This window comes from Streptomyces sp. NPDC111744 (genome assembly GCF_055634995.1).
In genome coordinates this window covers 83423-97390 of record NZ_JBVKCG010000010.1, presented here as the reverse complement: position 1 = coordinate 97390, position 13968 = coordinate 83423, and the positions used below count along the sequence as shown (strand labels likewise).

General features: G+C 68.8%; 11 protein-coding genes. All 11 read left to right on the top strand.

The window, feature by feature from the left end:
* Positions 1-87 precede the first annotated feature (87 nt).
* The 11 genes from tkt to ACZ7OO_RS22985 all read left to right on the top strand — a co-directional run bounded on the left by tkt (position 88) and on the right by ACZ7OO_RS22985 (position 13955).
* Positions 88-2166: a transketolase gene (gene tkt / locus ACZ7OO_RS23035; RefSeq protein ID WP_471507105.1), complete on the top strand. Its 2079-nt coding sequence runs from the start codon at positions 88-90 to the stop codon at positions 2164-2166.
* A 62-nt stretch (positions 2167-2228) separates the two neighbouring features.
* Positions 2229-3371 (top strand): transaldolase, encoded by a 1143-nt coding sequence (tal, locus tag ACZ7OO_RS23030; RefSeq protein ID WP_471507103.1) that lies wholly within the window; start codon positions 2229-2231, stop codon positions 3369-3371.
* Positions 3371-4939, top strand: a complete 1569-nt coding sequence (zwf, locus tag ACZ7OO_RS23025; RefSeq protein WP_471507101.1) for a glucose-6-phosphate dehydrogenase — start codon at positions 3371-3373, stop codon at positions 4937-4939. Before tal ends, zwf begins: the two co-directional genes overlap by 1 nt.
* On the top strand, positions 4936-5871 hold the full coding sequence (opcA, locus tag ACZ7OO_RS23020) for a glucose-6-phosphate dehydrogenase assembly protein OpcA (RefSeq protein ID WP_471507099.1): 936 nt from the start codon (positions 4936-4938) through the stop codon (positions 5869-5871). Before zwf ends, opcA begins: the two co-directional genes overlap by 4 nt.
* Positions 5864-7540 (top strand): glucose-6-phosphate isomerase, encoded by a 1677-nt coding sequence (gene pgi, locus ACZ7OO_RS23015; protein ID WP_471507097.1) that lies wholly within the window; start codon positions 5864-5866, stop codon positions 7538-7540. The genes opcA and pgi overlap by 8 nt, the downstream gene beginning before the upstream one ends.
* Positions 7541-7546: 6 nt before the next feature.
* Positions 7547-8428, top strand: coding sequence for a phosphogluconate dehydrogenase (NAD(+)-dependent, decarboxylating) (gene gnd, locus ACZ7OO_RS23010; protein ID WP_471507095.1), 882 nt, complete (start codon positions 7547-7549; stop codon positions 8426-8428).
* A 6-nt stretch (positions 8429-8434) separates the two neighbouring features.
* On the top strand, positions 8435-9028 hold the full coding sequence (locus tag ACZ7OO_RS23005; protein WP_471507093.1) for a histidine phosphatase family protein: 594 nt from the start codon (positions 8435-8437) through the stop codon (positions 9026-9028).
* 216 nt (positions 9029-9244) lie between these two features.
* Positions 9245-10489, top strand: a complete 1245-nt coding sequence (locus ACZ7OO_RS23000; RefSeq protein ID WP_471507091.1) for an ROK family protein — start codon at positions 9245-9247, stop codon at positions 10487-10489.
* Positions 10490-10819: 330 nt separating this feature from the next.
* Entirely contained in the window at positions 10820-12085 is a 1266-nt protein-coding gene (locus ACZ7OO_RS22995) for an ABC transporter substrate-binding protein (protein WP_471507089.1), read from the top strand.
* Between the two features lie 20 nt (positions 12086-12105).
* Entirely contained in the window at positions 12106-13071 is a 966-nt protein-coding gene (locus tag ACZ7OO_RS22990) for a carbohydrate ABC transporter permease (protein WP_471507087.1), read from the top strand.
* Positions 13068-13955: a carbohydrate ABC transporter permease gene (locus ACZ7OO_RS22985; protein ID WP_471507085.1), complete on the top strand. Its 888-nt coding sequence runs from the start codon at positions 13068-13070 to the stop codon at positions 13953-13955. Before ACZ7OO_RS22990 ends, ACZ7OO_RS22985 begins: the two co-directional genes overlap by 4 nt.
* The last annotated feature ends 13 nt before the right edge of the window (positions 13956-13968 follow it).

The following is a 13968-nucleotide window of genomic DNA, read 5'->3' as shown; positions in this document are numbered from 1 at the left end:
CACTCCAACCTTCCCTCCCAAAAGTCAGACTTTTACTTTTGAACGCGTCAGGCCAGTCAGAACGCTTCTAACGAGGACTTCTTGAAGATGAGCACGCAGACATCAGACGGCTTCGAGTGGACCGACCTCGACCGGCGTGCCGTGGACACCGCGCGCCTCCTGGCGGCCGACGCCGTGCAGCAGGTCGGCAACGGGCATCCCGGCACCGCGATGAGCCTGGCCCCGGCCGCGTACACGATCTTTCAGAAGGTGATGCGGCACGACCCGGCCGACCCGGAGTGGACCGGCCGGGACCGTTTCGTCCTCTCCCCCGGCCACACCTCGCTGACCCTCTACACCCAGCTGTTCCTCGCCGGCTACGAGGTCGAGCTGGACGATCTCAAGGCCTTCCGGACGCACGGCTCCAAGACCCCCGGCCACCCCGAGTACGGCCACACCGCCGGCGTCGAGACCACCACGGGCCCGCTCGGCCAGGGCGTCGCCAACGCGGTGGGCATGGCGATGGCCGCCCGCTACGAGCGCGGCCTCTTCGACCCGGAGGCCCCCGAGGGCAGCTCCCCCTTCGACCACACCGTCTGGGCGATCGTCTCGGACGGCGACCTGGAGGAGGGCGTCTCCGCCGAGGCCTCCTCGATGGCCGGCCACCAGAAGCTCGGCAACCTGGTCTTCCTCTACGACGACAACCACATCTCCATCGAGGGCGACACCGCGACCGCGTTCTCCGAGGACGTCCTCAAGCGATACGAGGCCTACGGCTGGCACACCCAGCGCATCGAACCCACCGCCGAGGGCGACGTCGACGTCCCTGCTCTGTACACCGCCCTGAAGGCCGCCCAGGCCGAGACCGGGCGGCCGTCGATCATCGCGATGCGCACGATCATCGCCTGGCCCGCGCCGAACGCGCGGAACACCGAGGCCTCCCACGGCTCCGCGCTCGGCGCGGACGAGGTCGCCGCCACCAAGCGCGTCCTCGGCTTCGACCCCGGCCAGTCCTTCCAGGTCGACGCCGATGTGCTGGCCCACACCCGCCGGGCGCTCGACCGGGGCGCCGAGGCCCATGCAGCCTGGGACAAGCGCATCGCCGAGTGGCGTACCGCCCGGCCGGAGCACGCGCAGCTCTTCGACCGGGTCGTCGCCGGCCAGCTCCCCGACGGCTGGGAGTCCGAGATCCCCGTCTTCGAGGAAGGCAAGTCCGTCGCCACCCGGGCCGCCTCCGGCAAGGTCCTCCAGGCGCTCGGCCCGGTGCTGCCCGAGCTGTGGGGTGGCTCCGCCGACCTCGCCGGCTCGAACAACACCACCATCGACAAGACGTCCTCCTTCCTGCCGAAGGGCAACCCGCTGCCCGAGGCCGACCCGTACGGCCGTACCGTCCACTTCGGCATCCGCGAGTTCTCGATGGCCGCCGAGATGAACGGCATAGCGCTGCACGGCAACACCCGGATCTACGGCGGCACCTTCCTGGTGTTCTCCGACTACATGCGCAACGCCGTCCGTATGGCCGCGCTCATGCAGCTCCCCGTGACCTACGTCTGGACGCATGACTCCATCGGTCTCGGCGAGGACGGCCCCACCCACCAGCCGGTCGAGCACCTCGCCTCGCTGCGGGCCATCCCGGGCCTGAACGTCGTCCGCCCGGCCGACGCCAACGAGACCGCGACGGCCTGGGCCGAGATCCTGAGGAGGCACGCCACGCACCCGGCCCCGCACGGGCTCGCGCTGACCCGCCAGGGCGTGCCGACGTACGCGCCGAACCCGGACGCGGCCAAGGGCGGCTACGTGCTGCGCGAGTCGTCCACCGAGACCCCCGAGGTGATCGTCATCGCCACCGGTTCCGAGGTGCACCTCGCCGTCGAGGCGCGCGACCTCCTGGAGGCCGAGGGGATCGGCACCAGGGTGGTGTCGATGCCGTCCGTGGAGTGGTTCGAGGAGCAGCCGCGCGAGTACCGCGAGAGCGTCCTGCCGCCGGCCGTGAGGGCGCGGGTCGCCGTCGAGGCCGGGATCGGCCTGACCTGGTACCGCTTCGTCGGCGACGCCGGACGGATCGTCTCCCTGGAGCACTTCGGTGCCTCCGCCGACGCCAAGACCCTGTTCGCCGAGTTCGGCTTCACCGCCGAGAACGTGGCCACCGCGGCCCGCGAGTCCCGCGCCGCCGCCCGAACCGCCTGATCCGCCTGTCAGAAGCACCACCAGAAGCACCAGAAGAGCCAGAAGAGTTCCGGTAGAGGAAGATGATCACTGTGACCGAAGCAACCGCCACCGCGGGAGCACTGAAGAACCTGTCCGACGAGGGCGTCTCGATCTGGCTGGACGACCTGTCGCGCAAGCGGATCAGCACCGGCAACCTGGCCGAGCTCGTCGCGACGAGGAACGTCGTCGGCGTCACCACCAACCCCTCGATCTTCCAGGCCGCCATCGGCTCGGGTGAGGGGTACGAGGAGCAGCTGGCCGACCTGGCCGTACGGGGTGTCACGGTCGACGAGGCGGTGCGCATGATGACGACCGCCGATGTGCGGGCGGCCGCCGACATCCTGCGGTCCGTCTACACCTCATCGCATGGTGTGGACGGCCGGGTGTCCATCGAGGTCGACCCCCGTCTCGCCCACGACACGGCCGCGACCGTCGCCGAGGCCAAGCAGCTGGCCTGGCTGGTCGACCGCCCCAACGTCATGATCAAGATCCCGGCGACCAAGGCCGGTCTCCCGGCGATCACCGAGGTCATCGCCCAGGGCATCAGCGTCAACGTCACGCTGATCTTCTCGCTGGAGCGCTATCGCGAGGTCATGGCCGCCTACCTGGCCGGCCTGGAGCGGGCCGCCGCCAAGGGCCTGGACCTCTCCACGATCCACTCCGTGGCCTCCTTCTTCGTCTCCCGCGTCGACGCCGAGATCGACAAGCGGCTGACGGTCCTCGGCACCGACGAGGCGCTGGCGCTCAAGGGCCGGGCGGCGCTGGCCAACGCGCGGCTCGCCTACGAGGCCTACGAGGAGGTCTTCTCGTCGGACCGCTGGACCGCGCTCGGCGGTGCCAGGGCCAACAAGCAGCGCCCGCTGTGGGCCTCCACCGGCGTGAAGGACCCGTCGTACAAGGACACCCTCTACGTCGACGAGCTGGTCGCGCCCGGCACCGTCAACACCATGCCGGAGGCGACGCTCAACGCGACCGCCGACCACGGCGACGTCCGCGGTGACACGGTGACCGGCGGCTATGCCCAGGCCCGCGCCGACCTGGCGGCCGTCGAGCGGCTCGGTATCTCCTACGACGAGGTCGTGGGCAAGCTGGAGGACGAGGGCGTCGCCAAGTTCGAGGTGGCCTGGCAGGAGCTGCTGGACGCCGTCACGAAGTCCTTGAACAGCAAGGGAGTTGACGCGTAATGAGCGAGACCGCCAAGGAAGTGCGGGTGCCGGTGGTGCCCGCCGCCGAGTGGAAGAACCCGTTGCGGGACGAGCGCGACCGGCGGCTGCCGAGGGTCGCCGGGCCGTCGGGCCTGGTCATCTTCGGGGTGACCGGGGACCTGTCCCGCAAGAAGCTGATGCCGGCCGTCTACGACCTGGCCAACCGCGGTCTGCTGCCGCCGGGCTTCTCGCTCGTCGGTTTCGCCCGCCGGGACTGGGAGGACCAGGACTTCGCCGAGGTCGTCCACGACGCGGTGCGCGAGCACTCACGGACCCCGTTCCGTGAGGAGGTGTGGCAGCAGCTCGCCGAGGGCATGCGCTTCATCCCCGGCGACTTCGACGACGACACCGCGTTCAAGCAGCTCAAGAACGCCGTCGACGAGCTGGACGGCTCCCGCGGCACCGGCGGCAACTTCGCCTTCTACCTCTCAGTGCCACCGAAGTTCTTCCCGAAGGTCGTGCAGCAGCTGAAGAAGGTCGGCCTGGCCACCCCGCCGGCCGGGTCCTGGCGGCGGGCGGTCATCGAGAAGCCGTTCGGCCACGACCTGAAGTCGGCCCAGGACCTCAACAAGGTCGTGCACGAGGTGTTCGAACCGGAACAGGTCTTCCGGATCGACCACTACCTGGGCAAGGAGACCGTCCAGAACATCCTGGCGCTGCGCTTCGCCAACCAGATGTACGAGCCGATCTGGAACCGCTCGTACGTCGACCACGTGCAGATCACCATGGCCGAGGACATCGGCATCGGCGGCCGGGCGGGGTACTACGACGGCATCGGGTCGGCCCGTGACGTCATCCAGAACCATCTGCTCCAGCTGATGGCGCTGACCGCCATGGAGGAGCCGATCGCGTTCGACGCGGACGCGCTGCTCACCGAGAAGCTGAAGGTCCTGAAGTCGGTGCGGCTGCCGGAGGACCTGGGCGAGCACACCGTGCGCGCCCAGTACGCCGAGGGCTGGCAGGGCGGCGAGAAGGTGATCGGCTACCTCCAGGAGGAGGGCATCGACCCCAACTCGAAGACCGACACCTACGCCGCGATCAAGGTGGAGATCGACAACCGCCGCTGGGCGGGCGTCCCCTTCTACCTGCGCACCGGCAAGCGGCTCGGCCGCCGTGTCACCGAGATCGCCGTCGTCTTCCAGCGGGCCCCGCACTCCCCCTTCGACTCCACGGCCACCGAGGAACTCGGCGCGAACGCGATCGTCTTCCGCGTCCAGCCCGACGAGGGCATGACCGTCCGGTTCGGCTCCAAGGTGCCGGGCACGTCCATGGAGATCCGGGACGTGACGATGGACTTCGCGTACGGCGAGTCGTTCACGGAGTCCAGCCCCGAGGCGTACGAGCGGCTCATCCTGGACGTGCTGCTCGGTGACGCCAATTTGTTCCCCCGTCACCAGGAAGTGGAAGAGTCCTGGAAGATCCTCGACCCGATCGAGACGTACTGGGCGGAGCATGGCAGGCCCGCGCAGTACGAGTCGGGCACCTGGGGACCGAAGGAAGCCGACGAGATGCTCGCACGAGACGGACGGAGCTGGCGCAGGCCATGAAGATCGACCTGACCGACACCACGGCAAGCAAGATCAACAAGGCGCTGGTGCAGGGTCGCCGCGCCATCGGAACCCCTGCGGTGGGCATGGTCCTGACGATGGTGATCGTCACGGACGAGGAGAACGCCTACGACTCGATCAAGGCCGCCGAGGAGGCCTCGCACGAGCACCCCTCGCGCACCCTGGTCGTCATCAAGCGGCATGTGCGTACCCTGCGCGACCGCACCGCCTCCCGTCTGGACGCGGAGGTCCGGGTCGGCTCCGAGGCCGGCACCGGCGAGACGGTCGTGCTGCGGACGTACGGTGAGGTCTCCGACCACGCCGACTCGGTCGTACTGCCGCTGCTGCTGCCGGACGCCCCGGTCGTCGTGTGGTGGCCGGTGGAGGCCCCCGACACCCCGTCCAAGGACCCGCTCGGCGCCCTCGCCCAGCGCCGGATCACCGACCTGTACGCCGTCGACCGGCCGCTGCAGGTCCTGGAGACCCGCGCCCGCAACTACGCGCCCGGCGACACCGACCTCGCCTGGACCCGGCTCACCCTGTGGCGCTCCATGCTGGCCGCCGCCCTCGACCAGGCCCGGGTCACCGTGACCTCGGCGGCCGTCGAGGCCGAGGCGGCCAACCCCAGCGCCGAGCTCCTCGCCCGCTGGCTGGAGGCCCGGCTGGGCGTCACGGTGGACCGCGTGGTCTCCCCCGGCCCGTTCGTCACGGCCGTCCGGCTCGGCACCGCGGGCGGCGAGATCGTCATCGACCGCCCCGAGGGCCCGCTGGCCACCCTGACCCTGCCGGGCCAGCCGCCGCGCACCCTCGCACTGAAGGTCCGTCCCACCTCCGAACTGATCGCCGAGGAACTGCGCCGCCTCGACGCCGACGAGATGTACGCCATCGCCCTGCGGGGCGAGGGCACCAAGGAGACCGCTTCCGATGTCTGACACCCCCCGGCTCACCCGGCGGCCCGAGTGGACCGCCCTGGAGGACCACCGCGCCCAGGGACAGCAGGTCCTGCGTGAGCTGTTCGCGGCCGACCCGGCACGCGCCGAGCGGTACGTCGTACGCGTCGGTGACCTGTACATCGACTACAGCAAGCACCTGATCACGGACGAGACCCTCGCCCTGCTCCAGGAACTGGCCACCGCCACCGACGTGTCCGGGCTGCGGGACGCGATGTTCCGCGGTGAGAAGATCAACGTCACCGAGCGGCGGGCGGTCCTGCACACGGCGCTGCGCGCTCCGCGCGACGCGGTGATCGAGGTCGACGGCGAGAACGTCGTACCGGCCGTGCACGCCGTACTCGACAAGATGAGCGACTTCGCCGAGCGGGTCCGCTCCGGCGAGTGGACCGGCCACACCGGCAAGCGCATCAGGAACGTCGTCAACATCGGCATCGGCGGCTCCGACCTGGGCCCGGCGATGGCCTACGAGGCCCTGCGGGCCTTCACCGCACGGGAGTTGACGTTCCGTTTCGTCTCCAACGTGGACGGTGCGGACCTGCACGAGGCAACCCGGGACCTGGACCCGGCGGAGACCCTGTTCATCGTCGCCTCGAAGACGTTCACCACGATCGAGACGATCACCAACGCGACCTCGGCGCGCAAGTGGCTGCTGGACGGTCTGGACGATGGGGGTACCTCCCATTCGAGCGCATTCGAGAATGGGGGAGACAAGGCGGTGGCCAAGCATTTCGTGGCCCTGTCCACGAACGCCGAGAAGGTGACGGACTTCGGTATCGACCCGGACAACATGTTCGAGTTCTGGGACTGGGTCGGCGGCCGCTACTCCTTCGACTCCGCCATCGGCCTCTCCCTGATGATCGCCATCGGCCCGGACCGCTTCCGCGAGATGCTCGACGGCTTCCACCTGGTCGACGAGCACTTCCGCACCGCCCCCGCCGAGTCCAACGCACCTCTGCTGCTCGGTCTGCTGGGGATCTGGTACGGCAACTTCTTCGACGCCCAGTCGCACGCGGTGCTGCCGTACTCCCACTATCTCTCCAAGTTCACCGCCTACCTGCAGCAGCTGGACATGGAGTCCAATGGCAAGTCGGTGGACCGGGAGGGCGAGCCGGTGGACTGGCAGACGGGTCCCGTGGTGTGGGGCACGCCCGGCACCAACGGCCAGCACGCCTACTACCAGCTGATCCACCAGGGCACGAAGCTGATCCCGGCCGACTTCATCGGCTTCGCCGAGCCGGTCGCCGAGCTGAGCGGTGAACTCAAGGCGCAGCACGACCTGTTGATGGCGAACTTCTTCGCCCAGACCCAGGCGCTGGCCTTCGGCAAGACGGCCGAGGAGGTCCGCGCGGAGGGCGTCGCGGAGGAGCAGGTCGCGCACCGCACCTTCAAGGGCAACCACCCGACCACGACGATCCTGGCCCGTGAGCTGACCCCCTCCGTACTCGGCCAGCTGATCGCGCTGTACGAGCACAAGGTGTTCGTCCAGGGCGCTGTCTGGAACATCGACTCCTTCGACCAGTGGGGCGTGGAGCTGGGCAAGGTCCTCGCCAAGCGCATCGAACCCGCGCTCACCGAGGGCGCTGACGTGCCCGGCCTCGACCCGTCCACCACCGCTCTCGTCTCCACGTACCGCACGCTTAGGAAGTGAACTGACATGCAGCTCGGTCTTATCGGTCTCGGCAAGATGGGCGGCAACATGCGCGAGCGGCTCCGCCGCGCGGGCCACACCGTCATCGGCTACGACCGCAATCCCGACGTCTCCGACGTCAAGAGCCTTGAGGAACTGGTCGGGAAGCTCGACGCCCCGCGCACGGTCTGGGTGATGGTTCCGGCCGGCTCCGCCACCCAGTCCGTCGTCGACGAGCTCAAGGACCTGCTGTCCGACGGCGACACGGTGGTCGACGGCGGCAACTCCCGCTGGACGGACGACGAGAAGCACGCCGCCGAGCTCGGCATCAAGGGCATCGGCTTCGTCGACGCCGGTGTCTCCGGCGGTGTGTGGGGCCTGCAGAACGGCTACGCCCTGATGGTCGGCGGCGACAAGGAGCACGTCGAGCGGCTGAAGCCGATCTTCGAGGCGCTCAAGCCGGAGGGCCCGTACGGCTATGTCCACGCGGGCCGGGTCGGCGCCGGACACTTCTCCAAGATGGTCCACAACGGCATCGAGTACGCGATGATGCAGGCCTATGCCGAGGGCTGGGAGCTCCTGGAGAAGGTCAAGTCGGTGGACAACGTCCGCGAGGTCTTCCGCTCCTGGCAGGAGGGCACCGTCATCCGCTCCTGGCTGCTCGACCTCGCGGTCAAGGCCCTGGACGAGGACCAGCACCTGGACAAGCTGCGCGGCTACGCGGAGGACTCCGGCGAGGGCCGCTGGACCGTCGAGGCGGCCATCGACAACGCGGTGCCGCTCCCGGCGATCACCGCCTCCCTGTTCGCGCGGTTCGCGTCCCGCCAGGACGACTCCCCGCAGATGAAGATGGTCGCGGCCCTGCGCAACCAGTTCGGCGGCCACGCGGTCGAGTCCGCGAAGGAGTGACCGACGGTGGGGGACCTCCTTCTGGTCCGCCACGGTGAGACGGAGTGGAGCCTGTCGGGCCGGCACACCAGCTGGACCGACCTGCCCCTCACCCAGCACGGCGAGGAACAGGCCAAGTCCCTCGCCCCGCTGCTCACCGACCGGACCTACGCACTGGTACTGGCCAGCCCGCTGAACCGCGCGATACGCACGGCGGAACTGGCCGGTCTCGCCGGGGTCGTACCCGACCCCGACCTGCACGAATGGGACTACGGCGGCTACGAGGGCATCACCACGGTGGAGATCCACCGCTCGCGCCCCGACTGGTACCTGTGGACCGACGGCGTGCCCCCGGGCCCGGAGGGCCACCCCGGCGAGTCGCCGGAGGAGATCGGGGCCCGGGCCGACCGGGTGCTCGCCAAGGTGGACACCGCCCTCGCGGGCGACGACGGCGATGTGGTCCTCGTGGCCCACGCCCACTTCCTGCGCGTGCTCACCGCCCGCCGTCTGGGGCTGCCGCCCGCCGAGGGCCGCCTGTTCCAGCTGGCGACCGGGACGGTCAGCCGGTTGTCCACGGAGCACGGGTGGCCCGTGATCACGGAGTGGAACAAGAGGCCGTAGGCGAACTCGTGACGGCCCGTCAGTGGCAACTGGCGGGCCGTTTCGATGTGTTGGAACCCCGCCGGAACGGCCTCAGCAGCACCCACGTCTGCGGCCGTGTTTCTACGGGCCCTTTCGTAACCCCTTGTCGAAAGTCCGGTGAAGCCCATAGCCTTGCGCCTCGCCGGTGCCGTCGTACGCCCGGCCCGGTCGTGACGCGACGGGAGGGGCAGCCGCGTGAAGCGCACATCGCGTGACATCCGCACCGCGAACCGCTACGAGGTGCTGCGCCAGATCATCGCCCAGTCCCCCACCTCCCGGCAGACCCTGGCCACCGCCACCGGACTGAGCGTCGCCACGGTGGCCACGCTCGTCGGTGAACTGCTCGACCTCCGGATGATCACGGAGGTCGGTTTCGAGGACTCCGCGGGGGGCCGTCCCCGGGGTCTGGTGGCCGTCAACGCGGCGGGCGGCGCACTGATCGGCGTCGACATGGCGGAGACATACGTCCGGGTCGAGCTGTTCGGCCTGGGGCTGAACGTGCTGGCCCGCGCGGTGGAGGACATGCGCCCGGGCGAGCACCGGCCCGAGCGGGTGGTCGGCCATGTCGCCACGGCCGTCGGCTCGGTGGTGGCACAGGCCGGGGTCGAGGGCGCGCGGGTGCTGGGCGTCGGGGTGAGCGTGCCGGGCCAGGTCGACCGGGACACCGGGATCGCCGAGTACGCGCCCAACTGGGACTGGCACGACGTGCCGTTGCTCGACCTGCTGTCCGAACACATCGCCTACCCGCTGTACCTGGACAACCCGCTGCGGGCGAGCGCGGTGGCCGAGCTGTGGTTCGGGGCCGCGCGCGGACACAAGGACGCCGTGGTGGTGAACCTCGGGACCGGGGTGGGGGCCGGACTGGTGCTGGCCGGCGGCCTGTACCGGGGGGTGAGCAACAGCGCCGGGGAGTGGGGGCACACGACACTCGTGCTCGACGGGCGGCTCTGCCACTGCGGCAACCACGGCTGTGTCGAGACGTACGTCGGCGCTCCCGGCATCATGCTCAACCTGCGTGAACTCAGCCCGCGCAGCTCGCTGTTGCACCCCGAGGACCAGACGGCGACCATCGACGCCCTGGCCCGCGGGGTCGCCACGGGTGATCCGGTGGCCGTCAAGGTCGTCCGCGACACGGCCCGTTACCTGGGCGCGGGCATCTCGGACCTGGTGAACCTGTTCAACCCCGAGGTTGTCGTGCTGAGCAGCTGGGTCGCCAGGAGGCTGGGCACACCGCTGCTCGACGAAGTGCGCGAGGCCGTCCGGCGGCACGCGCTCGGGCGGCCGTTCGCCGCCACCGAGATCGTCCTCTCCCCCGTCCCCACCGACCCGGTCTGCCTGGGCGCGGCCACCTTCGCACTGGAGGGCGCCCTGCAGTCGGCGGGACAGCGGACCCCCAGACGCACCACCCCCGCGAGGAGCCGTACCGCACCACCTTCATGACGACGGAAGGGATGCCGCCTTGACCCGCACCAGTCGAACCCCGCGCCCCAGTCGTGCCCCTCGCGCCAGGAGATGGCGACGGGTGACCACCCCGGTGACGTGAGCCGGCGCCGGCAGCTGAAGGGCCGGCCTTCAACTCGCCCTGCTTTCCAGTCCGTTCGTGATTCCGAACCGGGTACAACGTTTCACGCCGACTTCGTCCAACCTCTTGCCGAAGCATTAGCCGAAGGTTAACGTCCCGCACCGCAGCGCAATTTCAGCCATCTGGCTTCCGAGGTTCTCCCCACGGCCGTAGAGCCGCAGCCGCACTCGACAGACAAGGACGTCAGCATGTCGGCACTGAGCAACAACAACTGGTCCCGCCGGTCTCTCTTCCGGGCGGCCGCGGGCATGGCCGCCGCCGGCACGCTGGCCGCGTGCGGCAGCAACAACGGCAGAGGCGGGGGCAGCGGGTCGGGCACCCAGCTCACCCAGATGTTCCACGCCTACGGCGAGGCGGGCGTGGAGCAGGCGGTCAAGAGGTACCCCACCGCTTACAAGTCCGCCGACGTGACCACGCAGTGGATCACCAGCTCGGACTACGAGAGCAAGCTCTTCGCCACGCTGCTCACCAAGTCCGCCCCCGATGTGTTCGAGTTCCACCCGCAGATCCAGATGGTCAAGAGCGGTCAGGTCGCCGACCTGAGCGACCTCATCGACCCGGTCAAGGACGACTTCAACCCGGCCGACATCAAGTCGCACACGGTCGACGGGAAGATCTACGGCGTCCGGATGATCGACGACCCGCAATTCTTCTTCTACCGGCCCTCACTCTTCGAGAAGGCCGGCGTGAAGGTCCCGGAGACCCTCGACGAGCTGATCGAGATCTCGGCCAAGCTCACCACCAGCAAGATGAAGGGCCTGTACCTCGGCAACGACCTGCACGCCATCATCAGCCCGCTGATCTGGTCCGCGGGCGCCGACACCCTCGACGACAAGAACCAGATCGCCTACCACACGCCCGGCGTCGTCGAGGGCCTGAAGAAGATGCGCAAGCTGTTCACCAGCGGCGACCTGCTCCTCGGCGCCCCGACCGACTACTGGGACCCGTCGGCGCTCAACCAGGGCCTGTGCGCCATCCAGTTCTGCGGTATGTGGGCGATGCCGCAGTTCCAGAAGGCACTCGGTGACGACATCGGGGTCTTCCCCTTCCCGAAGACCGTCGACTCCGGCAAGCAGTCCGTCTACAACGGCGGCTGGTCGATGTTCGTCAACGCCAAGGGCGACAACGTCGACGCGGCCAAGGAGTACGTCAAGTGGCTGTGGATCGACCAGAAGAAGGACCAGGAGGACTTCGCGACGTCGTACGGCTTCCACATCCCGCCGCGCACGTCGATCGCCGCGTCGGCCACCAAGCTCAAGTCCGGCCTCCCCGCGGAAGGCGTGAAGCTCTTCAACGAGTTCGGGCACTTCGACAACATCGGCTGGACCCAGGCGATGATCCAGGCCTCGTGGGACCTCCTCGCCAACTGCGTGCGCAAGGCCGGTGACCCGGAGAAGGCGCTCGACCAGTGCGACACGACCGTCAACCGCGAGCTGAAGAAGCTCTTCGGATAAGTCTCGGACGGACCGGACCCATGTCGACGACCACGACGCGCGACCTCGCGAACCCCGCCCCGGCGACGGCCAGTCAGGCCAAGCCGCGGCGGGGCCTGCGGGGCAGCCGCACCCTCAATTTCTGGCTCTTCATCAGCCCCTTCCTGCTCGGGCTGATCGTCTTCGTCTACGTGCCGATCGGCTGGAGTCTCTACCTCAGCTTCTTCGACGCACGGTTCACCGTCACGCCGGACAAGTTCGTCGGCTTCGACAACTACACGTACATGCTGACGGACCCCAAGTTCGTCGGCTCGCTCGGCACCTTCACCGTGTTCGCCGCGTTCATCGTGCCGACCACCTGGGCGGTGTCGCTGGGTCTCGCCCTGCTGGTCAACCGGATCCGTTTCATGCGGGCGTTCTTCCGGTCGGTGTTCTTCCTGCCGACCGCGTGCAGCTACGTCGCCGCGTCGCTGATCTGGAAGATGTCCATCTTCAGCGGGGTCCGCTTCGGCCTGCTGAACACGGTCCTCGGCTGGTTCGGGGTCGACAGCGTCGCCTGGCTGGCCTCCCCCAGCCCGCCCTGGTACTGGCTCGTCATCGTCACGCTCCGGCTGTGGCTGCAGTCCGGCTTCTACATGATCCTGTTCCTGGCGGCCCTGCAGAACATCCCGGGCGAGCTGTACGAGGCCGCCGCCATCGACGGCGCCAAGCGGGGCTGGCAGACCTTCCGGTACATCACCCTGCCGCAGCTGCGCGCCACCTCGACCGCGGTGGTCCTGCTGCTGCTCATCGCCGCGTACCAGGCCTTCGACGAGTTCTACAACCTGCTCGACAAGACCACCTGGGGCCGGCCACCGCTGGTCGAGCTGTACGCCACCGCCCTCGGCACGTCACAGGACTACGGCGCCGGCAGCGCGGGAGCCGTCATCCTGACCCTGCTGATCATCGTCGTCACCCTGCTCCAGGGCAAGATCATGGGCTTCGGAAGGGGGGACGAGTCCAAGTGACCACCACCACGCCCGACATGAACAAGACCGCGCCCACGAAGGCCAGGCGCCGACGCGGCGGCGGAGTCATGGGCAACACCGGCCTGTACATCGCCACCGGTGTCGCCACCTTCCTCTTCCTGGTCCCGTTCTACATCCTGCTCCGCAACGCCCTCACCACGGACACCGCCATCACCGGGCCGAGCTGGCAGTTCTTCCCCACGCACCTGCAGTGGGGCAACGTCAAGGAACTGTTCGACGATCCGCAGGTGGACTTCGCCCGGTCCATGTGGAATTCGCTGGTCGTCGCCGTCTCCATGACCGTCGGCATCCTGCTGGTGTGCTCGCTGGCCGGCTACGCCCTGGCCCGCATCCCCTACAAGCACGCCAACAAGATCTTCTACCTCGTCCTGGGCACCCTGATGGTCCCCACCTCGGTGACGTTCGTGCCCAGCTTCGTGCTGGTCTCCTCGCTCGGCTGGGTGGACACGTACCGGGGTCTGATCATCCCGGGCCTGTTCAGTGGTTTCACCTGCTTCCTGTTCCGGCAGTACTTCCTGGGGTTCCCGAAGGAGCTGGAGGAGGCGGCACGCGTGGACGGTCTGGGCTACTGGGGCTCGTACTGGCGCGTCGTCGTACCCAACTCGCTGAACTTCTTCACGGCGATCGCCACCATTACCTTCATCGGCGCCTGGAACGCCTTCCTGTGGCCCCTGGTCATCGGCCAGGACCCCGGGGCGTGGACCGTCCAGGTCGTGCTGTCGTCGTACATGACGAACCAGACGGTCGTCTTCCACACCATCTTCATGGCCACCGCCATCTCCATCCTGCCCCTGGTGTTCGTCTTCCTCTTCCTCCAGCGCTGGCTGGTGCAGGGGATCGCGCAGACCGGCATCAAGGGCTGACACTCTTCGAAAG

What these genes read in the sequence shown, in the direction of transcription:
- tkt (WP_471507105.1), top strand. Translation starts at nt 88, where the DNA reads ATGAGCACGCAGACATCAGACGGCTTCGAGTGGACCGACCTCGACCGG.
- tal (WP_471507103.1), top strand. Translation starts at nt 2,229, where the DNA reads ATGATCACTGTGACCGAAGCAACCGCCACCGCGGGAGCACTGAAGAAC.
- zwf (WP_471507101.1), top strand. Translation starts at nt 3,371, where the DNA reads ATGAGCGAGACCGCCAAGGAAGTGCGGGTGCCGGTGGTGCCCGCCGCC.
- opcA (WP_471507099.1), top strand. Translation starts at nt 4,936, where the DNA reads ATGAAGATCGACCTGACCGACACCACGGCAAGCAAGATCAACAAGGCG.
- pgi (WP_471507097.1), top strand. Translation starts at nt 5,864, where the DNA reads ATGTCTGACACCCCCCGGCTCACCCGGCGGCCCGAGTGGACCGCCCTG.
- gnd (WP_471507095.1), top strand. Translation starts at nt 7,547, where the DNA reads ATGCAGCTCGGTCTTATCGGTCTCGGCAAGATGGGCGGCAACATGCGC.
- ACZ7OO_RS22995 (WP_471507089.1), top strand. Translation starts at nt 10,820, where the DNA reads ATGTCGGCACTGAGCAACAACAACTGGTCCCGCCGGTCTCTCTTCCGG.
- ACZ7OO_RS22990 (WP_471507087.1), top strand. Translation starts at nt 12,106, where the DNA reads ATGTCGACGACCACGACGCGCGACCTCGCGAACCCCGCCCCGGCGACG.